Annotated in this window: 20 protein-coding genes and 1 pseudogene; 4 read left to right on the top strand and 17 right to left on the bottom strand. The window is 74.2% G+C overall.

The window, feature by feature from the left end; genetic code table 11:
• Positions 1-26 precede the first annotated feature (26 nt).
• From OO47_RS21075 to OO47_RS21065, 3 genes are all read right to left on the bottom strand, one after another.
• Entirely contained in the window at positions 27-803 is a 777-nt protein-coding gene (locus OO47_RS21075; RefSeq protein ID WP_030215106.1) for a polyprenol monophosphomannose synthase, read from the bottom strand.
• A gap of 136 nt (positions 804-939) precedes the next feature.
• Positions 940-2,583: an amidohydrolase gene (locus OO47_RS21070; protein ID WP_030215103.1), complete on the bottom strand. Its 1,644-nt coding sequence runs from the start codon at positions 2,581-2,583 to the stop codon at positions 940-942.
• Between the two features lie 88 nt (positions 2,584-2,671).
• Positions 2,672-3,112 (bottom strand): Lrp/AsnC family transcriptional regulator, encoded by a 441-nt coding sequence (locus OO47_RS21065; RefSeq protein ID WP_015032222.1) that lies wholly within the window; start codon positions 3,110-3,112, stop codon positions 2,672-2,674.
• Positions 3,113-3,338: 226 nt separating this feature from the next.
• Between OO47_RS21065 and OO47_RS21060 the strand changes: the two genes are divergently transcribed.
• Together OO47_RS21060 and OO47_RS21055 are read left to right on the top strand one after the other, a co-directional pair.
• Positions 3,339-3,707, top strand: a complete 369-nt coding sequence (locus OO47_RS21060; RefSeq protein ID WP_106969431.1) for a hypothetical protein — start codon at positions 3,339-3,341, stop codon at positions 3,705-3,707.
• Between the two features lie 264 nt (positions 3,708-3,971).
• Positions 3,972-4,319 carry a hypothetical protein gene (locus OO47_RS21055; protein WP_158708681.1) on the top strand — a complete coding sequence of 116 codons (348 nt, stop codon included), beginning with the start codon at positions 3,972-3,974 and terminating at the stop codon, positions 4,317-4,319.
• Here OO47_RS21055 and OO47_RS33490 read toward each other — a convergent pair.
• The 4 genes and pseudogenes from OO47_RS33490 to OO47_RS21040 form a co-directional block, all read right to left on the bottom strand.
• Positions 4,282-5,452: pseudogene (locus OO47_RS33490) on the bottom strand (acyl-CoA dehydrogenase family protein). The gene OO47_RS21055 and the pseudogene OO47_RS33490 overlap by 38 nt on opposite strands.
• 103 nt (positions 5,453-5,555) lie before the next feature.
• On the bottom strand, positions 5,556-5,702 hold the full coding sequence (locus OO47_RS36315; protein ID WP_234323253.1) for an SCO1431 family membrane protein: 147 nt from the start codon (positions 5,700-5,702) through the stop codon (positions 5,556-5,558).
• Between the two features lie 261 nt (positions 5,703-5,963).
• Entirely contained in the window at positions 5,964-6,746 is a 783-nt protein-coding gene (locus OO47_RS21045; RefSeq protein WP_030215095.1) for an SAM-dependent methyltransferase, read from the bottom strand.
• A gap of 92 nt (positions 6,747-6,838) precedes the next feature.
• Positions 6,839-8,200 (bottom strand): peptidase C39 family protein, encoded by a 1,362-nt coding sequence (locus tag OO47_RS21040; protein WP_030215092.1) that lies wholly within the window; start codon positions 8,198-8,200, stop codon positions 6,839-6,841.
• Positions 8,201-8,464: 264 nt separating this feature from the next.
• On the opposite strand from OO47_RS21040, the gene OO47_RS21035 reads away from it, so the two are divergent.
• Together OO47_RS21035 and OO47_RS21030 are read left to right on the top strand one after the other, a co-directional pair.
• Complete coding sequence (locus OO47_RS21035; RefSeq protein ID WP_030215089.1) at positions 8,465-9,094, top strand: uridine kinase family protein; 630 nt, start codon at positions 8,465-8,467, stop codon at positions 9,092-9,094.
• A gap of 330 nt (positions 9,095-9,424) precedes the next feature.
• Complete coding sequence (locus tag OO47_RS21030) at positions 9,425-11,341, top strand: AAA family ATPase (protein WP_030215086.1); 1,917 nt, start codon at positions 9,425-9,427, stop codon at positions 11,339-11,341.
• Between the two features lie 35 nt (positions 11,342-11,376).
• On the opposite strand, the gene OO47_RS21025 is transcribed toward OO47_RS21030, so the two are convergent.
• The 10 genes from OO47_RS21025 to ribD form a co-directional block, all read right to left on the bottom strand.
• On the bottom strand, positions 11,377-12,525 hold the full coding sequence (locus OO47_RS21025) for a hemolysin family protein (protein WP_078489771.1): 1,149 nt from the start codon (positions 12,523-12,525) through the stop codon (positions 11,377-11,379).
• The gene (locus OO47_RS21020; protein WP_033209812.1) at positions 12,522-13,934 is read right to left on the bottom strand and encodes a hemolysin family protein; all 1,413 of its coding nucleotides are present in this window, start codon (positions 13,932-13,934) and stop codon (positions 12,522-12,524) included. The genes OO47_RS21025 and OO47_RS21020 overlap by 4 nt, the downstream gene beginning before the upstream one ends.
• 255 nt (positions 13,935-14,189) lie before the next feature.
• Complete coding sequence (locus OO47_RS21015; RefSeq protein WP_030215080.1) at positions 14,190-14,642, bottom strand: PH domain-containing protein; 453 nt, start codon at positions 14,640-14,642, stop codon at positions 14,190-14,192.
• A 76-nt stretch (positions 14,643-14,718) separates the two neighbouring features.
• Entirely contained in the window at positions 14,719-15,567 is an 849-nt protein-coding gene (gene hisG, locus OO47_RS21010) for an ATP phosphoribosyltransferase (RefSeq protein ID WP_030215077.1), read from the bottom strand.
• Between the two features lie 80 nt (positions 15,568-15,647).
• Complete coding sequence (locus tag OO47_RS21005) at positions 15,648-15,929, bottom strand: phosphoribosyl-ATP diphosphatase (protein WP_030215075.1); 282 nt, start codon at positions 15,927-15,929, stop codon at positions 15,648-15,650.
• A gap of 34 nt (positions 15,930-15,963) precedes the next feature.
• Positions 15,964-16,449, bottom strand: coding sequence for a 6,7-dimethyl-8-ribityllumazine synthase (gene ribH, locus OO47_RS21000; protein WP_030215072.1), 486 nt, complete (start codon positions 16,447-16,449; stop codon positions 15,964-15,966).
• 46 nt (positions 16,450-16,495) lie between these two features.
• A complete protein-coding gene (locus OO47_RS20995; protein WP_030215069.1) occupies positions 16,496-17,773 on the bottom strand; it encodes a bifunctional 3,4-dihydroxy-2-butanone-4-phosphate synthase/GTP cyclohydrolase II in 1,278 nt (425 codons plus the stop codon).
• Positions 17,770-18,405 (bottom strand): nicotinamide mononucleotide transporter family protein, encoded by a 636-nt coding sequence (locus tag OO47_RS20990; RefSeq protein WP_030215066.1) that lies wholly within the window; start codon positions 18,403-18,405, stop codon positions 17,770-17,772. Before OO47_RS20990 ends, OO47_RS20995 begins: the two co-directional genes overlap by 4 nt.
• Entirely contained in the window at positions 18,402-19,010 is a 609-nt protein-coding gene (locus OO47_RS20985) for a riboflavin synthase (RefSeq protein ID WP_030215061.1), read from the bottom strand. The genes OO47_RS20990 and OO47_RS20985 overlap by 4 nt, the downstream gene beginning before the upstream one ends.
• Before the next feature lie 2 nt (positions 19,011-19,012).
• On the bottom strand, positions 19,013-20,092 hold the full coding sequence (gene ribD, locus OO47_RS20980) for a bifunctional diaminohydroxyphosphoribosylaminopyrimidine deaminase/5-amino-6-(5-phosphoribosylamino)uracil reductase RibD (protein ID WP_106969429.1): 1,080 nt from the start codon (positions 20,090-20,092) through the stop codon (positions 19,013-19,015).
• Positions 20,093-20,172: the final 80 nt, after the last annotated feature.

The raw sequence follows: 20,172 nt of genomic DNA, 5'->3' as shown, positions 1-20,172 counted from the left end.
TAAAGGGAAGATCAGTACGGACGGGGTCAGGAGGGCTTGCGGCCCAGCCGCTTGCCGACCTTCTCCGCGCGCGCCGTCAGGCCCCAACCGGTGACCCGCCACAGCGCCTCGACCAGGATGTCGCGGCTCATCTTCGAGTCGCCGACCTCCCGCTCCACGAAGGTGATCGGGACCTCCACGACGTGGTAGCCCGCGGCGACCGCGCGCCGGGCCAGGTCGACCTGGAAGCAGTACCCGGCCGAGGCCACGTCGTCCAGGCCCAGGCCCTCCAGGGTCTCCTTGCGGAAGGCCCGGTAGCCGCCGGTGACGTCGCGGATCGGCACGTCGAGCATCACGCGCGAGTAGAGGCTGCCGCCCCGGGAGATGAACTCGCGGGACTTCGGCCAGTTCACGATCCGGCCGCCCGGCACCCAGCGGGAGCCGAGCACCAGGTCCGCGCCCTTGAGGGCGGTGAGCAGCCGGGGCAGCTCCTCGGGCTGGTGGGAGCCGTCGGCGTCCATCTCGACCAGGACGCCGTAGCCGTGCTCGATGCCCCACCGGAAGCCGGCGAGGTAGGCGGCGCCGAGCCCTTCCTTGCCCTTGCGGTGCAGGACGTGCACGTGGTCGTCCTCGGAGGCGATCTCGTCCGCGAACTTGCCCGTGCCGTCGGGGCTGTTGTCGTCGGCGACGAGAACGTGCGCGTCGGGTACGGCTTCCCGCACCCGCGCGACGATCGGCTTGATGTTGTCCGCCTCGTTGTAGGTCGGAATGATCACCAAGGCCTTGCCGAGCGGGCCGTAACGCCTCTGGCCACCGTCGTTCACTACTGCCCCTTCGGATGCAAACACAGGCCCCCACCATAGCGAGGTCCCCGGGATGCTCCGGCGTGGCGGGTCGGGTGGGGCGGGTGACGTGCGGCGCGGTACCGATCGGGCGGCGCGGTCCCGGCCGGGGGGCGCGTCACGCGCCCGGCCGCGCGAACACCGTCCGTCCGTGCACCACCGTGCGCAGGCAGACGGGGAGGTCGGCGCCGGGCGAGAGGTCGGGCAGGCCGGGCGTGCCGGAGCGCGGGTCGGTGGACCAGCGGGCGACCCGGTCGTCGGGCGCCTGGACGACCAGCTCCTCGGTGCGCCAGACCGCGTAGTCGGCGGGGGCGCCGGGAACCAGCGTCCCGGCGTCGTCGCGGCCGACGGCCCGCCAGCCGCCCCGGGTGTGGGCGGTGAAGGCGGCGCGGGCGGAGATCCGGTGCCCGGGGGTGCGGTGGAAGGCGGCGGCCCGGACGGTGCCCCAGGGGTCGAGCGGCGTGACAGGGCTGTCGGAGCCGAAGGCCAGCGGCACGCCGGCGCGCAGCAGCGCCGCGTACGGGTTGAGGGTGCGGGCCCGCTCGGCGCCGAGCCGGTCGGCGTACATGCCCTCCTCACCGCCCCAGAGCGCGTCGAAGGCGGGCTGGACGGAGGCGGTGAGGCCCAGCTCGGCGAAGGCGGCGATCGTCTCGGGGGTGAGCATCTCGACGTGCTCGACGCGGTGCCGGGCGGCTCGGATCCGGGCGGGGCCCAGCTTGTCGGCGGCGGCCCGGAAGCCCTCGACGACCGCGGTGACGGCGGCGTCCCCGATGGCGTGGAAGCCGGCCTGGAGCCCGGCCTCGGTGCAGGCGACGACGTGGAGGGCGACGGTGGCCGCGTCCAGGTGGGCGGCGCCGGTGTGACCGGTGTCGGCGTGGTCGGCGTACGGCTCGTGGAGGCAGGCCGTGTGGGAGCCGAGGGAGCCGTCGGCGAACAGGTCCCCGGCGGCGCCGAGCGCGCCGAGGTCCCGCGCCCGCTCCACGTCGAGGTCGGCCCAGTAGCCGACGACCCGGGGTCCGGCCTCCTCGCGGGCGAGGTCGAGCAGACCGGTGAAGTCCTCCTCGGAGGAGATCCGCGGGCCGCCGCACTCGTGCAGGGTGCCGATGCCGAGGGAGGCGGCCCGGGAGCGGGCGGCGCGCTGGGCCTCGGTGCGCTGGCGCGCCGACACGGCGCCGAAGGCGGCGGCGCGCACGGCGTGGTGGGCGTCGCCGGTGAGGGGCCGCAGGCCGTCGTGGAAGCCGTCCAGGTCCCGGACGCCGGGCACCAGGTCGAGCATGGCGGTGGTGACGACGGCCGAGTGGACGTCGATCCGGGTCAGGTAGAGCGGGCGGCCGCCGGTGAGGCCGTCGAGCTCGTCGCGGGTGAGCGGGCGGCGCTCGGGCCAGCGGGAGGCGTCCCAGCCGTGGCCGAGGAGGACGCGGTCCCCGGGGCGGGCGGCGGCGTGGGCCCGGATGCGCTCCGCCGCCTCGGCGAGCGAGGCGGCGGAGGAGAGGTCGAGCCCGGTGAGGGCGAAGCCGGTGGCGGTGGTGTGCACGTGCGCGTCGACGAACGCCGGGGTGACGAGCGCGCCCTCCAGGTCGACCACCTCGTCCACGCCGGACGCGAAGGCGTCGGCCGCCCCCTCCGACCCGACCCAGGCGACGTGCCCGCGCTCCACCACCATGGCGGTGGCGAAGGGGTCGGCGGGGCTGTGGACTTCTCCGCCGCGCAGCAGCACGGTGCGGTGGTCGCCGGAGGGCGCGGCAGGCATGGACTCGCTCATGGCTCCAGGCTAGGACCTGGGGGGACCCGGTTTGTCCGGCAGGTCCCCCGACGGGTCGCGCCGGGTCCCCGGGGCGGGTGCCGGCGGGTCAGACGCGCGGGGGCCTGGCCTCGTACGGGGTGGACAGGACCACCGTCGTGCGGCTGGACACGCCGGCCTGGGAGCGGATGCGGCTGAGCAGGTGCTCCAGCTCCAGCGGGGTGGCGACCCGGACCTTGAGGATGTAGTTCTCGTCGCCCGCGACGCTGTGGCAGGCCTCGATCTCGGGGATGTCGGCGAGCCGGTCGGGGGTGTCGTCGGGGGCGCTGGGGTCGAAGGGTTTGACCGAGATGAAGGCGGTCAGCGGCAGGCCCACGGCCTCCGGGTCGACGACGGCGGCATAGCCGCGGATGACACCGCGCTGCTCCAGTCGGCGGACGCGCTGATGCACGGCCGACGTGGACAGGCCGGTGGCCTTGCCCAGGTCGGTGTAGCTCATGCGCCCGTCCTTGACGAGCAACTCCACGATCTGACGATCCAGCTCCTCCATGCGGTGACCCTAGTGCTCCGGAGGGGGCGGGGCACAGCCCGGGGCGACCCGTATGGGGCGCTATGCGCCGTCACGAGGCACCTGCGACGGGCATGTGACGAACACCACAGGTTTGCGCCCGACCCGGGGCGACGCCTCACGATTATGCGGAGTTCCGCATGGGAAGTGCTTGCTGTGGTCGAAGGCCGCACAGATCCGGCCGACCCAGCCGAGGGGGAGATTCTCCATGCAGGAGCCTGTTGATTCGGTCGACACGTCCGACGAGCTCGACGCGTACGACACCTTTGAGATGTTCCGGGTCCTCTGCCCGGAGTGCGTGCAGCCCATCGCGCTGCTCGCGGACGAGGACGTGCTGCCGGAGCACGCGCTCTGCCCGACGCCGTGGAACCCCTTCGTGCTCACGGTGTGCCCGGGCACGGGCCTCTCGGCCTCCGAGGCGTCCGCCGCCGACGACACCCTGGAGGTCCAGGAGCAGGACACCGCGCTGCTCCTGACGCTCCCCCAGGGACTCGACTGGCGCACGCAGCCCTTCTCGCACGTCGGCGGCCCGGGCTCGCGCCCGATCCGGGTGCCGCAGATGCGCCGCGCGGCCTGAGGCCGCGACACCGGCGGACGTTCCCGTACCGCGTGACGGCGCGGTACGGGAGACCGGACGGCGCGGGGAGCGGGACCGCCCGGGTACCGGGCGAACTGCCGCTCGAATGCGCTCGGCGGTGACCCCTGACCGCCGGGGCGCGTTGGTCAGGGCATGACCACGCTGCACACGACGCCCAGCGGTTACGGTCGGCACCGGCAGGCCGAGCCGCGCATTGAAGAATCGGTTCCTCAACCGGCTGCGGCGCCGACGACGACGATGACCGTGTCCGCGCCGGCACCCGGATCCGCGGCCGGGACCGTGCCCGCGCCCGTGCCGGCGCCGGTCAGTCCGCCCCTCCCCGCCGACCCGCCGGTCACGATCACCACCCCCGTCCCGGTCGCCGCCCCGGTCCCGCTCTCGGCACAGGCCCCGGTCTCCGCGGCCCTCCCCGCCCCCGTCCCGGCGCACCCGCCCATCTACCAGGACGTGCTCTCGCTCTGGGCGAGCCAGGGCCGCACCCTGCCCGGCCACCGCGACCAGGAGTGGACCCGGCTCGCCGCGGGACCCGTCTGGGCGGACCGGACCGTCCGGGTCAGCGGGACTCTGGTCCGACCAGGTGACGGGCGATGACCACCCGCTGGATCTGATGGGTTCCCTCGACGATCTGGAGCACCTCGGCCTCCCGCAGGAAGCGCTCCACCGGGAAGTCCGCCGTGCAGCCGTACCCGCCGAGCGCCTGCACCGCGTCCGTCGTGACCCGCACGGCGGCGTCCGTGCAGAAGAGCTTGGCCATCGCCGCGCACCGGCCGAAGGGCCGCCCCCCGTCGCGCAGCCGCGCCGCCTCCAGGTACAGCGCCCGGCCCGCCTCGACCCGGGTCGCCATGTCGGCGAGGAGGAAGCGGAGCCCCTGGAAGTCGGCGATCGGCCGGCCGGACCGGCGTCGCTCCCGGGCGTGTCCGACGGCCGCGTCCAGGGCGGCCTGCGCGAGCCCGACGGCGCAGGCGGCGATGCCGAGCCGTCCCGAGTCCAGGGCGTCGAGCGCGATCGCGAAGCCCTGCCCCTCCCCGCCGAGCCGCCGCGCGTCGGGGACCCGTACGCCGTCGAAGCGCAGTTGCGCGGTGGGCGAGCCGCCCATGCCCATCTTCCGCTCGGGCGGGTCCGCGTTCAGGCCCGGCGCGTCCCCCGGGACCAGGAAGGCCGTGATGCCGCGCGCCCGGGCCGCCGGTGCGGGCCATGACCGTGCGGAAGTCGGCGATCCCGCCGTGCGTGATCCACGCCTTGGTGCCGTCGGTCGTCCACGCGTCGCCGTCGCGGACGGCCCGGGTCCGCAGCGCCGCCGCGTCGGACCCGGCGGAGGGTTCGGAGAGGCAGTACGCGCCGAGGAGGCCGCCGCCCGGCAGCGCGGGCAGGTGTGCGGCCCGCTGCTCCTCGGTGCCGAAGCCGGCGAGCGCGTGGCAGGAGAGGGTGTGGACGCTGACGCCGAGGCCGACGGTGAGCCGGGCGGCGGCGAACTCCTCCAGGACCTGGAGGTACGCCTCGTACGGCTGGCCTCCCCCGCCGTACGCGGGGCCGTGGGGCGGTCCGAGGAGTCCGGAGCGGGAGAACAGGGCGAACAGTTCGCGCGGGAAGCGTCCGGCGGCCTCCTCGGCCGCGGCGGACGGGGCGATCTCCCGCGGGGCGATGTCGCACGCCAGGGCGAGCAGCTCACGGGCCTCACCGGTGGGCAGTCGGCGCTCCACGCCGTTCGCGGGGGTGTCGGACACGGCCGGACGCGGGCGGGCCGCACGCGGGATACCGGGGTCGCGGGGAGTACGCCCGCCCGGCGGTCCGGGACCACACGGCCACCGGGGGATCACACCGACGCCGTCACATGAGGCCCGCCCGGGTGACGAACACGGCGAGCAGCACGACCAGGGTCCAGCCGAGGACGTTCTCCAGGATCTTGGGCCCGTCGTCCCGGGGACCGCCCGTGCGGGCGCGGAGGAGGGTGAGGCTGTGGGTGGTGGAGGTCATGACGAACACCATGCGCCACGGAGGCGGCTCCGGGGTAGAGATGTCCGTCACGTCCCCCGGGGCCGCCCCGCCGTGCCGGAGGGCGCCGGGGACCCGGGAGGCCTTGCGCCGAGCGGCCGAAGGGCGTTCGGGGACCCGGGGCCGGCGGGCCCCTCCTGTGCCGGACGCCACGTCGCCGCCCGCGTCGCGCCGCACGATCCGGAGGGGACGGTCAGGGGCGGGCGGGCACCTGTCCGAAACGTCCGCCCGTCCGCCCCGCCCTCACTTGCGGCCGACGCCCGCGTACATCGCGACGTCCGGCGCCGGCCTCTCCGGTCGCCAGGCGGAGCAGGAGACCACGCCGGGCTCCAGCAGCTCCAGGCCGTCGAAGTAGCGCGCGACCGCTTCGGGGGTGCGCTGGGTGAGCTTCGGGGTGCCGTGCTCGTTCCAGAAGGCCACCGCCTCGTCGACGTCCGGCATGTCGGGGCGGGTGACCGTGTGGGAGAGGACGAGGTGGCTGCCGGGCGCGAGCGCGTCCATGAGCCGGCGGACGACTCCGTACGACTCCTCGTCGTCCTCGACGAAGATGACGACCCCGAGCAGCATCAGCGCGACCGGTTTCGACAGGTCGAGCGTCTTCGCCGCGGCGGCCAGGATCGTGTCGACGTCCCGCAGGTCGGCGTCCAGGTAGTCGGTGGCGCCCTCGGGCGTCCCGACGAGGAGGGCGCGGGCGTGCGCGAGGACGAGCGGGTCGTTGTCCACGTACACGACCCGCGCGTCGGGGGCGACCCGCTGGGCGACCTCGTGCGTGTTGTCGGCGCTCGGCAGTCCCGTACCGATGTCCAGGAACTGCCGGACGCCCTCCTGCACGGCCAGGTGCCGCACCGCCCGTCCCAGGAACAGCCGGTCCGCCTTCGCGTACTCCCCGATCCCGGGGTGCAGTTCCCGGATCCGGTCCCCGGCCTCCCGGTCGACCGGGTAGTTGTCCTTGCCGCCGGTCCAGTAGTTCCATATCCGGGCGGTGTGCGGCCGGGACGTGTCGATGCGCGATTCGATGTCGGTCACGCCCTCAACGTAGCGCAGCGCTTCCGCAACTCCCGCGCCCGGACGGCGCTTTGGCCCTCACCGGTTCGCGCCTTCCGCAGGTCCGGGCCCGCTCACACCAGCCCGAGCGACCGCAGCGCGCGCTGCTGGGCCGGGGTCGGGCCGGTCGGCCAGTAGACGTAGCAGACGCCGCCCGTACCGCTCCTGACCCTGCCGTTCGCGTCGTACCGCTTCGTCCGCAGCCAGATGTTCTCCCATTCGCGCCGCCGGTAGACCCGGCGGACGGCCTCGTTGCTCGGGGACGCCGGGTCGTTGGCGACGACGTCGCCGTCCGGGGTGAAGCCGACGACGGTCATCAGGTGGCCCGCGGTGCCGTAACCGGCGCCGGTCAGCTCCTCCTCGAGGAAGGACTGGGACGTCACGGCCGGGATGCCGGCGCGGACCAGGCTCTCCAGTTCGGTGAGCGAGCGCAGCCGGGTGACCACGGCGTTCATGCCGGGGTAGGTGGCGGCGTAGGCGGCGTTGAAGGGCCAGTTGCCGCAGCCCTCGTACTGGTGGTCGTAGGTGAAGCGGGCCGCGTGGCAGACCTGCGGGTCGGCGAAGGCCGGGTCCACCCAGGCCAGGTCCTCCGCCGAGGGGCGGCGCCCCCAGTACTCGACGACCATCTGGGAGGAGGTCGGGCTGCACCAGGCCTCGCCGCCGTTGTCGTACTCGGGGTACTGCCCGACGTGGGTGTTCTGCGAGTAGCGCGGCACGGCCAGCTCGCGGGCCGGGCCGGGCACGGAGGCCGGGACGGTGAAGCGGTCCGGGACGTCCGAGGCCACGGCGCCGACCCGCCACACCGTCGGGGTGCGGCCGCTGCCCGGCGCCCGGTACAGGGTCAGGCGCAGCCGGTACGAGCGCAGCCGCAGCCCGCTCGCCGGGTCGTCGATCGCGAAGGTGTCGGTCCAGACGCTGCTCCTGCCGTCGGTCTGGTCGTCCACCGAGGTGCGCCGGATGTCCTCCTCGCCGTCGCCCGAGGTCCAGCGGCCCAGGACGTACCGGGGGACGGCCGTGGAGTCGGAGTACGTGCCGGACAGCTCGACCTGGATCCAGGTGCCCGGGGGCGTACGGGCGTTCCAGGAGGCGATGACCTCGGTGGCGGGTGCGGCCGGGGTGTGCACGGGCGAGGTCCAGCTCGCGTACTCCCAGGTCGAGGTCCGCCCGGTGTGCGGGTCGGTGTGGTCGGTGCGGCCGGCGGGCCGGTCGAGGACCAGGCCCGGGCGGAGCCCGGGGACCGCCCTCGTACCGGTGGAGGTGCCGCGCCGCCAGTCCGCGTACGAGGACCAGAAGCGGTTGTCGACCGGGCCGGGCGCGGGGGCGCGGCCCCTGGGGGCGGCAGCGGAGGCGACGGCGGGGACGGCGGCCGCGGCCGTTCCCGCGGCGGCCGCGAGCGCCGCGGCGAGGACGGTTCTGCGCGGGGTGGAGCTGGTCATGGGCGGTGACCCCCAGTCGAGAACGGTGGGCGTACGGATGTGTCGAGGTGGCGTACGGGTGTGCCGACGTGGTGTGCGGGCGCGTCGACGTGGCGTGCGGGTGTGCCGACGCGGCGTGCGGACGGGTCGCGCGGGCCCACTATCCCGGCCCCGGCGGGCCTCCGCCAGCACTTCGCCCCGCGTCGCCGGACCAATATTGGTCTCGCCCACTGACGGCGGCACCTCCCTGACCTGGGACGGTCCCCGCTCCCCTACCCTGGGCCCATGGACGACCTCGACCGCGCGGCCCGCGCGCTGCTCCGGCTGCCGCCCTCCTGCGGGCCGGTCCGGCTGGTCGCGGTCGACGGGCACGCGGGCTCCGGCAAGTCCACCCTCGCGGCCCGCCTCTCCGCCGCCCTCGGTGGCGCCCCCGTCCTCCACCTCGACGACCTCGCCACCCACGAGGAGCTCTTCGCGTGGACCGGCCGGCTGCGGGAACAGGTCCTGGAGCCCCTCGCGCGGGGCGCGGCCGCGGCCTACCGCCCGTACGACTGGCGGCTGCGGCGCTTCGGGGAGCCGCGCGCGCTGCCCCCGGCGCCGGTGGTCCTCGTCGAGGGCGTCGGCGCGGGCCGGCGGGCGGTGCGGCCCTTCCTGGCGCGCCTGCTGTGGATGGAGCGCGGCGCGGAGGGGTCCTGGGAGCGGGGCCGGCGCCGGGACGGCCCGGAGCAGGCGGCCTTCTGGGAGGGCTGGACCGTGGCGGAGACTCGCCATTTCTCCGAGGACCCCTCCCGGCCCTTCGCCGACACCCTGGTACGGGAGTGCGGGGAGGGGTACGAGTGGCTTCCCGGGCCCCGTGTGACAGCGGGCACGGACCAGATCATCACCCACCGTGACGACTTTCTGTCCGCGAACTGAGGGGCCCCGGGTCCACTTGCGCAAGTGCCCCAACTCCGCTTGACCCCAGGGGCGTACAGGTCTTACGTTCTGAATGTGCGGCTTTTCGGAGCCGCCGCGGACGCGAAGCCCCCGGTTGTTCCCCCGTGATCGGGGGCTTCGTTCTGCCCCGGGAGCCCCTTCGGAAGCCCTCCCGAGGCCCCTCCAGGGCCCTTCGCGTCCCCTGTCGCTCACCCAGGGTCACCGCTTCCGGATCATGCGCTTCTCCTTAAGCGCGCACCCCCTGCGCAGGTACGATGCCCCCAGGTGCGGTCAAATCCCGTCCATGCGATGACGGTTGTGGGGGACCCGATGGACATCGGCACACAGGGCTCGCAGCCCCCGGCCGAGCTCGCCTGGCTGCGCGGAGTCGACGCCTACACGATGGGCGCCTATCCGCAGGCCGAGGACGAGTTCCGGGCGGCGGTACGGATCGATCCCGGGATGGCGGACGCCTGGCTCGGGCTGCACGCGCTCCGGGTCGACACCACGACCGCGCTGCTGCGCATGCACCGCCACCGCGAGCGCTTCGGCGAGCAGCGGAACCGCTACCGGCGCACCCTGAACTCCTGGTACTGGCTGGGCTGGTGGGTGCAGCCCGTCCTGGAGAGCCCGCGCGACCTGCTGCTCGCACACGCCTCCCACTGGCTCGACGGGCGCCACGTGCCCGAGCTGGACCGGGCCCTCGCGGGGCTCCCCCCGGTCGACACCGACCCCCAGGTGCGCTTCCTGCACGCCTGCCGGGCCTACCTCGTCAAGGACTGGGACCAGCTCGTCCGGCTCACCGAACCCCTCGTCGACGACCCGCTGCTCGGCATCGAGGCCGGGCTCTTCGGCGGCATGGCCCGGGTGCGGCTGGAGATGTACGGCCAGGCCGAGCCGCTGCTGTCGGCCTCCCTGATGCGGTGCCGCAGCGAGCAGCCGCAGCGCAAGGAGCTGCGGTACTGGCTCGCCCGCGCCCACGAGGGCACCGGGCGCAGCGCCGCCGCCCTGCCGCTCTACCGGGCCGTGCACCGGATCGACCCGGCCTTCATGGACACGGCGGCCCGGCTCGCGGCGATCACCGCGTACGACGGCTTCGAGGGCTACGACGGCCTGGAGGACCCGGCCGGGCTCGCGACGGTCGCCCTGGGCACGGTCGGCGGCGGTCTCGGCCAGGACGCGGTGGACACCGTGCCGGGTACCGAGCCCGACGCCGGCGGCCCCGGCGACGGGCTGCTGCTCGCGCCCGACCCGGTGCCGCCGGCCGCGCCGCCGTCCCCGGAGGCCGTACGGCAGACGGCCCGGGTCCCCCGGCAGCCGGAGCCGCCGCGCTTCCCGGCCGGCCCCACCGATCCGGCCCTGCTCGCGGAGGCGCTGGCCGAGCTGGAGGGCATGGTCGGCCTCGAACCGGTGAAGCGGCAGGTCAAGGCGCTCTCGGCGCAGCTGGAGATGGCGCGGCTCCGGGCCGACCGGGGGCTGCCGGTCCAGCCGCCCAAGCGGCACTTCGTCTTCTCCGGCCCCTCGGGCACCGGCAAGACCACGGTCGCCCGCATCCTGGGCCGGGTCTTCTACGCCCTCGGGCTGCTCGGCGGCGACCACCTCGTGGAGGCCCAGCGGGCCGACCTGGTCGGCGAGTTCCTGGGGCAGACGGCGGTCAAGGCCAACGAGCTGATCGACTCGGCGGTCGGCGGGGTGCTCTTCGTGGACGAGGCCTACGCGCTCTCCAACACCGGCTACAGCAAGGGCGACGCGTACGGCGACGAGGCGCTCCAGGTGCTCCTGAAGCGGGCCGAGGACAACCGCGACCACCTGGTGGTCATCCTGGCCGGCTACCCCGAGGGCATGGACCGGCTGCTGTCCACCAACCCGGGGCTCTCCTCCCGGTTCACCACCCGGGTCGACTTCCCCTCGTACCGGCCGCTCGAACTCACCGCCATCGGCGAGGTCCTCGCGGCGGCCAACGGGGACTGCTGGGACGACGAGGCCCGTGACGAGCTGCGCTCGATCAGCGGGCACGTCGTGGAGCAGGGCTGGATCGACGAGCTGGGCAACGGGCGCTTCCTGCGCACCCTGTACGAGAAGTCCTGCGCCTACCGGGACCTGCGGCTCTCCGGTTACCCGGGCAGCCCGACCCGGGAGGACCTGGCCACCCTCCGGCTCGCGGACCTCATGCAGGCGTACGGGGAGGTCCTGTCGGGCCGCGGTCCGGTCGACCGCGGCCCGCAGCAGGAACCGCCCCCGTACTAGCCGGGTGCACTGGGGCCTGTCCGGCGGATCAGGGCCTAACTCCGCGCGGGAGCCGGCGAGGGGTCCGCGCCCGGCAGCGCGGCCGAGGGCCGGGCCCGGGCCGTGTCCGGCACCGGATGCGGCGCCGTGACCGGGATCGTGACCGTGGCCGTCCGGGGGCGCACCCGGTGGGCGGGGTCGCGGACCTCGCCCACCAGCATCTCCAGGACGTCCTCCAGGGCGACGAGCCCGAGGACCCGGCCCGAGCCGTCCGCGACCTGCGCCAGGTGGGTCGCGGCCCGGCGCATCACGGTGAGGGCGTCGTCGAGCGGCAGCTCCGCCCGGAGCGTCGCCATCGGCCGCCACAGCCGCTGCGGCACCGCCCGCTCCCGCTCCTCCAGGTCGAGGACGTCCTTCACGTGCACGAAGCCCATGAAGGCGGCGCCCGCCTCGGCGCGGACCGGGAAGCGCGAGTACCCGGTCCGCACGGTCAGCTCCTCGATCTCGCGCGGGGTGACGGACGGCGGGACCGTGACCAGGGAGGCGGAGGTGATGAGGACGTCGGTCACCGGGCGGGAGCCCAGTTCGAGCGCGTCCTCCAGGCGCTCCTGCTCGGCCGGGTCGAGCAGGCCGGCCTGTCCGGCGTCCTCGACGAGACGGCCCAGCTGGGCGCTGGTGAAGACGGCCTCCACCTCGTCCTTCGGCTCGACCTTGAAGGCCCGCAGGACCAGCCCGGCGCAGGCGCCCAAGGCCGTCGTCACGGGCCGGCAGAGCCGGGCGAAGCCGACGAGTGCCGGGGCCAGCCAGAGCGCGGTCCGCTCCGGGGCGGCCATCGCCAGGTTCTTCGGGACCATCTCGCCGATGACGAGGTGGAGGAAGACGACGGCGGCCAGGGCGATGACGTAGCCGAGCGGGTGGATCAGGCCCTCGGGGACCCCGGCCGCGTGGAAGACGGGTTCGAGGAGGTGGGCCACGGTCGGCTCGGCGACGGCGCCGAGCGTCAGCGAGCAGACGGTGATGCCGAACTGCGCGGCCGCCATCATCCGGGGCAGGTTCTCCAGGCCGTACAGGACCTGCTTGGCCCGGGCGCCGCCGAGCGGCTCGATCTGGCTGCGCCGGACGGAGACGAGCGCGAACTCGGCCCCGACGAAGAAGCCGTTGGCGAGGACCAGGAGGACGGCGAAGAGGAGTTGCAGGGTGCTCATCGGGCTCCCTCCGCGACCAGCGGGGCGGCGGAGGCCGTCGCCACCGCCACCCGGTCCGGGCCCAGGCCCTGGTTCTGGTCCGGGTCCTGGGCCTGGGCCTGGTCCGTCCGGACGATCCGGACCGATGCGGCGCGGTAGCGGTCGACCCGGCGGACCGTGAGGTGCCAGCCGGGCAGTTCGGCCCGGTCCCCGGCGACGGGGATGCGCCCGAGGAGGTCGGCGACGAGCCCGGCGACGGTCTCGTACGGCCCGTCGGGCGCGTCGAGGCCCATCCGGCGCAGGGCGTGGACCCGGCAGGAGCCGTCGGCGTCCCAGGCGGGGCGTCCGTCCTCGGCGGGGACGGCGACCGGCTCGGGCCGTTCGTCGGCCGCGGTGTCGTGCTCGTCGCGGACCTCGCCGACGAGCTCCTCGACGATGTCCTCCAGGGTGACGACGCCGGCGGTGCCGCCGTACTCGTCGACGACCACCGCGATCGGCTGCTCCCGGCGCAGCCGCTCCAGGAGGGTCTGGGCGGGCAGCGACTCGGGGACGAGGAGCGGCGGGACCGCGATCCGGCCGACGGGGGTGCGCGGCCGGGCGTGCGGGGCGACGGCGAGCGCGTCCTTGAGGTGGACCATGCCGACGATCTCGTCGATCCGGTCGCGGTAGACCGGGAAGCGCGAGAGGCCGGTGGCCCGGGTGAGGTTGAGGACGTCGGCCGCGGTGGCGTCCCACTGGAGGGCGTTGACCTTCACGCGCGGGGTCATGACCTGCTCGGCGGTGAGGCCGCCGAGGGACAGGGTCCGTACGAAGAGGTCGGCGGTGTCCTGTTCGAGGGCGCCGGCCAGGGCCGAGTGCCGGGCCAGAGAGACCAGCTCGCCGGGGGTGCGGACCGAGTCCAGCTCCTCGGTGGGCTCGACGCCCAGGAGCCGGACGAGCCGGTTGGCGACCCGGTTGAGCAGGGCGATCACCGGCCGGAAGAGGGCGGAGAAGCGGCGCTGCGGGGTGGCGACGAAGCGGGCGACCTGGAGCGGCCGGGAGACCGCCCAGTTCTTGGGCACGAGCTCGCCGACCACCATCTGGACGGCGGAGGCGAGCAGCATCCCGATCACCACGGACACCCCGGAGACGGCCCCCGCGGGCAGTCCGGCCGCGGTGAGCGGGCCGTGCAGCAGTCCGGCGAGCGCGGGCTCGGCGAGCATGCCGACGACGAGCGAGGTGAGGGTGATGCCGAGCTGGGTGCCGGAGAGCTGGAAGGACAGCTCGCGCAGTGCGGTGACGACGGCGCGGGCGCGCCGGTCGCCGTCGGCCGCGGCCCGCTCGGCCTCGGCCCGCTCGACGGTCACGAGGCCGAACTCGGCGGCCACGAAGAAGCCGTTGGCGAGGATCAGGAGGAAGGCCGCTGCGAGCAGCAGAAGGGAGATGATCATGCCGCCGCCTCCTGGGAGGGAGCGGCGCGGGTACTACCGGACGATCCGTCCATTGCTGGAGGGAGTCACTCCTCGGGTCGAAGGGCGGCCTCGCGGGCCGCCGCGGCGGCCCCGTACACGCGAGGCGGTGGTGCGCTCGGCACCACCGCCTCCAGATTAGTCACGCGAACGCCCCGAGGGGCAGGGGGTCGGCTCCGGATGGGGGACGGACCGGGGTTCTCCCGGACGTTCCACCCGATACGGCCTCCCCGGGGGTCAGGCTCCCTCCGCGCCCGTCCCCCGGCTCTCCGCCAGGGCCCGCAGGGCGCGGGCGTCCCGGACGGCCGCCTCCCTGGCGATGCCGGGCTGGATGCCGAGCACGGGCAGGCTGGTGCCGTCGCTCAGGTCCAGGAAGACCCACGGGTCGCCGGAGCGCAGGTTGACGCGGAGGATCTCCGCCCAGGCGAGTCGGCGGGTCCGGGTGATGTTGACGACCGTGACGCCCTCGTCGTCGGCGACGACCTTGGGGCGGCTCAGCAGGACGAGGACCCCGAGGAAGAGCGCGGCGGTGAAGACGAAGCTGGCGCGCTCCCCCGGTCCGAGCCGCTCCAGCATCATCGCCACCACGGTGACGGTGGCGAACATCGCGATCCCGACGGTCAGCAGGACGGCCCGGGTGCGGCCGGGGCGGAAGGTGACCGGGAGGGCGGGCGTCGTGGGCTCGGACATGGGGTTCCTCTGTGCCTGGTGGTGCCGGTGGTGCCGGTGGTGCCGGTGGTGCCGGACGGAAGCGCTGGTCCGGCCGTCAGAGGCGGCAGGCGTGGATCGCGGTGGTGAGGATGGCGCGGGCGCCCAGCTCGTACAGGTCGTCCATGATCCGCTGTGCGTCCTTGGCGGGGACCATCGCGCGGACGGCGACCCAGCCCTCGTTGTGCAGCGGGGAGACGGTCGGCGACTCCAGGCCGGGGGTGAGGGCGACGGCCTGCTCCAGGTGCTCGGCGCGGCAGTCGTAGTCCATCATCACGTACGAACGGGCGACGAGGACGCCCTGGAGGCGGCGGAGGAACTGCTGGACCTGCGGGTGGTCCTCCGTCGCGCCCTGGCGGCGGACGACGACGGCCTCGGAGGTGAGGATCGGCTCTCCGATGACCTCCAGGCCGGCGTTGCGCAGGCTGGTGCCGGTCTCCACGACGTCCGCGATGACCTGGGCGACGCCGAGCTGGATCGCGGTCTCGACCGCGCCGTCGAGGTGCACGACGGAGGCGTCGATGCCCTGGTCCGCGAGGTGCTTGGCGACGATGCCCTCGTAGGAGGTGGCGATCGTCATGCCGCCGAAGTCCTCGGGGCCCTTGGCGGTGCCCGGCCGGGTCGCGTACCGGAAGGTGGAGCGGCCGAAGTTCAGCGGGAGGATCTCCTCGGCGTTGGCGCCGGAGTCCAGGAGCAGGTCGCGGCCGGTGATGCCGATGTCCAGCTTCCCGGAGGCGACGTAGATCGCGATGTCCTTCGGGCGCAGGTAGAAGAACTCGACCTCGTTGCCGGGGTCGATGACCACCAGTTCCTTGGACTCCTTGCGCTGGCGGTAGCCGGCCTCATGGAGCATGGCCGACGCAGGTCCGGAGAGGGAACCCTTGTTGGGGACGGCGATGCGCAGCATGGGACGGCTTCCTTTGCCTGGGGAGTTGCGTGCGGGCGGAACGGGCGGGGGTCCTGAGGGGGCGTCCGGGGACGGGCGCCTCAGAGGTGGGCGTAGACGTCGTCGAGCGAGATCCCGCGGGCGACCATCATCACCTGGACGTGGTACAGCAGCTGCGAGATCTCCTCGGCGGCGGCCTCCTTGCCCTCGTACTCGGCGGCCATCCAGACCTCGGCGGCCTCCTCGACGACCTTCTTGCCGATGGCATGGACGCCCTTGTCCACCAGCTCCGCGGTGCGGGAGGTGGCCGGGTCGCCGGTCTCGGCCTTGAGCTTCAGCTCGGCGAAGAGTTCTTCGAAGCTTTTACGGGTTCTGTTCGCCATGATGGTCCTAGAGTACGGGGTGGGCGTGGGCGACTCAGCGCCAGGGTTCGCTGACCGTGCGCAGTGTGGTGGCGGTGGCGACGGCGGCGGTGACGGCCTCGTGGCCCTTGTCCTCGGAGGAGCCCTCCAGGCCGGCCCGGTCGAGCGCCTGCTCCTCGTTGTCGACGGTGAGGACGCCGAATCCGACGGGTACGCCGGTGTCGATCGAGACCTGGGTGAGGCCGTGGGTGACGCCCTGGCACACGTACTCGAAGTGCGGCGTTCCGCCGCGGATGACGACGCCGAGCGCCACGATGGCATCGTAGCCGCGTCCGGCGAGGACCTTCGCCACGACCGGGAGCTCGAAGCTGCCGGGGACGCGGAGCAGGGTCGGCTCGTCGATGCCGAGCTCGCTCAGGGCGCGCAGGGCGCCGTCGACCAGGCCGTCCATGATCTTCTCGTGCCACTGGGCAGCGACGACCGCGACCCGGAGGTCGCCGCAGTTCTTCACGCTGAGGACGGGTGCGCCCTTGCCGCTCATGTTTCTCCTTGCCGATGGTGCGTACGGGATTGCGGTGCGTACGGGGTTACTGGTTGCCGCAGGTGGGGGCCGGGGAGCCGTCCAGCCAGGGCAGGTCGTGGCCCATCCGGTCCCGCTTGGTGCGCAGGTAGTGGAGGTTGTGCTCGCCGGCCTGGACCGGCATGGGCTCGCGGCCCTCCACGACGAGGCCGTACCGGGTGAGGGCGTCGATCTTCTCGGGGTTGTTGGTCATCAGGCGCACGCCGCGGACCCCGAGGTCCACGAGGATCTGGGCGCCGGCCGCGTAGTCGCGGGCGTCGGCGGGCAGCCCGAGCTCCAGGTTGGCGTCGAGGGTGTCGCGGCCGCGCTCCTGGAGCTCGTACGCGCGCAGCTTGGACAGCAGGCCGATGCCGCGCCCCTCGTGGCCGCGCAGGTAGACGACGACACCCCGGCCGGCCTCGGTGATGCGGTCCATGGAGGCCTGGAGCTGGGGGCCGCAGTCGCAGCGCAGCGAGTGGAAGACGTCGCCGGTCAGGCACTCGGAGTGGACCCGGACGAGGACGTCCTCGCCGTCGCCGATCTCGCCGTGGACGAGGGCGACGTGCTCGACGCCGTCGACGGTGGAGCGGTAGCCGTACGCGGTGAAGTCGCCGTGCGCGGTGGGGAGGCTGACCTCGGCCTCGCGGCGGACGGTGGGCTCGGCGGAGCGGCGGTAGGCGATCAGGTCCTCGATGGAGATGATCGTGAGGCCGTGCTTGCGGGCGAAGGGGACGAGCTCGGGCAGGCGCAGCATGACGCCGTCCTCGCCGGCGATCTCCACGATGGCGCCGGCCGGGCGCAGGCCCGCGAGGCGGGCGAGGTCGACGGCGGCCTCGGTGTGCCCGTTGCGGACGAGGACGCCGCCGGGCTTGGCGCGCAGCGGGAAGACGTGGCCGGGGCGGACGAAGTCGGAGGGCTCGTGGCGTCCGCTCGCCAGCATCCGCAGGGTGGTGGCGCGGTCGGCGGCGGAGATGCCGGTGGTGACGCCGTGGGCGGGGGACGCGTCGACGGAGACGGTGAAGGCCGTGCGCATCGACTCGGTGTTGTGGGCGACCATCTGCGGGAGTTCGAGGCGTTCCAGCTCCTCGTCCTCCATGGGGGCGCAGATCAGACCGCGGCACTCGCTCATCATGAAGGCGACGATCTCGGGGGTGGCCTTCTCGGCGGCGATGACGAGGTCGCCCTCGTTCTCGCGGTCCTCGTCGTCCACGACGACGACGGGGCGGCCGGCGGCGATGTCCCGGATCGCCTGCTCGACGGGGTCGAGGGCGAGGTCGTCGGCGTCCCACATCGGGAGGGTGCTCATGCGTGGGCTCCTTCCAGAGCGGGGGCGGTGCGGGAGCGGAGCCACCAGTCGCGCATGCCCCACAGGACGAGCGCGCCGTAGATGACGTAGACGAAGCCGGAGAAGGCGTAGCCGTTGGCGAAGTTCAGCGGGACGCCGACCAGGTCGACGAGCAGCCAGGCGAACCAGAACTCGACCATGCCCCGGGCCTGGGCGTACATGGCGACGACGGTGCCGACGAAGATGTAGGCGTCGGGCCAGGGGTCCCAGGAGAGGGTCGGGAAGGCCTTGAAGAGCAGCGCCACCGCGACGGTGCCGGCGGCGGCCGCGGCGATCATGGCGCCGCGCTCGCGCCAGGAGGCGAAGCGCACGGCGATGTGGCCGTCCGCCCCCCGGCCCTTCCCGCGCTGCCACTGCCACCAGCCGTAGAGCGCCACGAGCATGACGACGACCTGCTTGCCCGCGCTGCCGGCGAGGTGGCCGTAGAAGGCGGTGAAGAGGACGAGGCCGGCGAGGAACTGCACCGGCCAGGTCCAGACGGAGCGGCGCCAGCCGAGCGCGAGGGCGGCGAGCCCGAAGACGTTGCCGATCATGTCGGACCAGATGATGCGCTGGTCGAGGACGGTGAACGCCTCGGAGTTGAGCCAGTTCACCGGACGTTCTCCCCCGCGTTCGGGCCGAGCAGTCGCTCGACGTACTTGGCGATGACGTCCACTTCCAGGTTGACCGGGTCGCCGCTCTTCTTGATGCCGAGCGTGGTCAGGTCGAGGGTGGTGGGGATGAGGCTGATGGTGAACCAGTCGTCTCCGACCTCCACGACGGTGAGGCTGACGCCGTCGACCGTGATGGAGCCCTTCTCCACGACGTAGCGGGCGAGGTGGGCGGGGAGGCCGACCTTGACCAGCTCCCAGTGCTCGGACGGGGTGCGGTCGAGGAGGGTGCCGGTGCCGTCGACGTGGCCCTGGACGATATGGCCGCCGAGGCGGCCGCCGACGGCCATGGGCCGCTCCAGGTTGACGCGGGAGCCGACGCCGAGGGCGCCGAGGCTGGACCGCTTGAGGGTCTCGGCCATGACGTCGGCGGTGAACTCGCCGTCGCCGTGCTCGACGACCGTGAGACAGACACCGTTGACGGCGATGGAGTCGCCGTGCCGGGCGCCTTCCGTGACCAGGGGGCCGCGCAGTCGGAAGCGGGAGGCGTCCTCCAGCCGCTCGACGGCGACGACCTCGCCCAGTTCTTCGACGATTCCGGTGAACACGGTCAGGCTCCCTTGAGGGTGGCGGTGATGCGGAGGTCGGGTCCGATGCGGACGGTCTCGGTGATGTCGAGCCGCAACGCCTCGGTGATGGTGCGGATTCCCGCCCCGGCGAGGGCCTGCGGGCCGTCGCCGAGGAGGACGGGGGCGAGGTAGCCGACGACCTGGTCGACGGCGCCCGCGGCGACGAAGGAGCCCGCGAGGGTGGGGCCGCCTTCGAGGAGGACCGAGCGGACGCCCCGGGCGTGGAGCGCGGCGAGCACGTCGTGGACGCCGATCCGGCCGTCACGCAGGGGCAGCCGGAGCAGTTCGGCGTCGGGGAGGTGCCGGGTGTCGGCGTCCTCGCCGACGACGACCAGGGTGGGCGCGGCGCCGTCGAGGACGCGGGCGGTCGGCGGGATCGTGGCGCGGGTGTCGAGGACGACCCGCAGCGGCTGGACCGCGCCCTCGATCCCCCGGACGGCGAGGTGCGGGTCGTCGGCGCGCAGGGTGCCGCCGCCGACCAGGACCGCGTCGGCCTCGGCGCGCAGCCGGTGGACGTCGGCGCGGGCCTCGGGGGAGGTGATCCAGCGGGAGGTGCCGTCGGCGGCGGCGGTCCGGCCGTCGAGGGTGGCGGCGTACTTCCAGCGGACGAAGGGGCGGCCGTTGCGCACGGAGGTGAGCCAGGCGATGTTGACGGCCTCGGCCTCGGCCTCCAGGAGCCCCTTCCCGACCTCGACGCCGGCCGCGCGCAGGGTGTCGGCGCCGCCGCCGGCCTGCGGGTTCGGGTCGCCGACCGCGTAGACGACGCGGCTGATCCCGGCCTCGATCAGGGCCTGGGAGCAGGGGCCGGTGCGGCCGGTGTGGTCGCAGGGTTCGAGGGTGACGTAGGCGGTGCCCCCGCGGGCGAGGACGCCGGCCTCGCGCAGGGCGTGGACCTCGGCGTGCGGCCCGCCAGCGTGCCGGTGGTAGCCCTCTCCGACCTGGTGTCCCGAGGCGTCCGTGATGACGCAGCCGACGACGGGGTTGGGGCTGGTGGCGCCGAGGGCGCGGGCGGCGAGCTCGACGGCGCGCCGCATGGCTGTGGAGTCGGCCTGCCGGTCCACCGGGTCCTCCTGCCTCTTCGGGCACGGACTCCGGGGCCTGTCGATGACGACAGGGAGCGGGAAGAACGCCTCGCGCGGGG

Origin of the sequence: Streptomyces bikiniensis, assembly GCF_000716625.1 — a bacterium.
Taxonomy (GTDB): domain Bacteria; phylum Actinomycetota; class Actinomycetes; order Streptomycetales; family Streptomycetaceae; genus Streptomyces; species Streptomyces bikiniensis.
This window is presented reverse-complemented; position numbering and strand designations above follow the sequence as displayed.

Bases quoted from the DNA above. Each gene is read 5' to 3' on its own strand.
- OO47_RS21070 (WP_030215103.1), bottom strand. From the start codon at position 2,583: ATGAGCGAGTCCATGCCTGCCGCGCCCTCCGGCGACCACCGCACCGTG.
- OO47_RS21065 (WP_015032222.1), bottom strand. From the start codon at position 3,112: ATGGAGGAGCTGGATCGTCAGATCGTGGAGTTGCTCGTCAAGGACGGG.
- OO47_RS21060 (WP_106969431.1), top strand. From the start codon at position 3,339: ATGCAGGAGCCTGTTGATTCGGTCGACACGTCCGACGAGCTCGACGCG.
- OO47_RS36315 (WP_234323253.1), bottom strand. From the start codon at position 5,702: ATGACCTCCACCACCCACAGCCTCACCCTCCTCCGCGCCCGCACGGGC.
- OO47_RS21040 (WP_030215092.1), bottom strand. From the start codon at position 8,200: ATGACCAGCTCCACCCCGCGCAGAACCGTCCTCGCCGCGGCGCTCGCG.
- OO47_RS21035 (WP_030215089.1), top strand. From the start codon at position 8,465: ATGGACGACCTCGACCGCGCGGCCCGCGCGCTGCTCCGGCTGCCGCCC.
- OO47_RS21030 (WP_030215086.1), top strand. From the start codon at position 9,425: ATGGACATCGGCACACAGGGCTCGCAGCCCCCGGCCGAGCTCGCCTGG.
- OO47_RS21025 (WP_078489771.1), bottom strand. From the start codon at position 12,525: ATGAGCACCCTGCAACTCCTCTTCGCCGTCCTCCTGGTCCTCGCCAAC.
- OO47_RS21020 (WP_033209812.1), bottom strand. From the start codon at position 13,934: ATGATCATCTCCCTTCTGCTGCTCGCAGCGGCCTTCCTCCTGATCCTC.
- OO47_RS21015 (WP_030215080.1), bottom strand. From the start codon at position 14,642: ATGTCCGAGCCCACGACGCCCGCCCTCCCGGTCACCTTCCGCCCCGGC.
- hisG (WP_030215077.1), bottom strand. From the start codon at position 15,567: ATGCTGCGCATCGCCGTCCCCAACAAGGGTTCCCTCTCCGGACCTGCG.
- OO47_RS21005 (WP_030215075.1), bottom strand. From the start codon at position 15,929: ATGGCGAACAGAACCCGTAAAAGCTTCGAAGAACTCTTCGCCGAGCTG.
- ribH (WP_030215072.1), bottom strand. From the start codon at position 16,449: ATGAGCGGCAAGGGCGCACCCGTCCTCAGCGTGAAGAACTGCGGCGAC.
- OO47_RS20995 (WP_030215069.1), bottom strand. From the start codon at position 17,773: ATGAGCACCCTCCCGATGTGGGACGCCGACGACCTCGCCCTCGACCCC.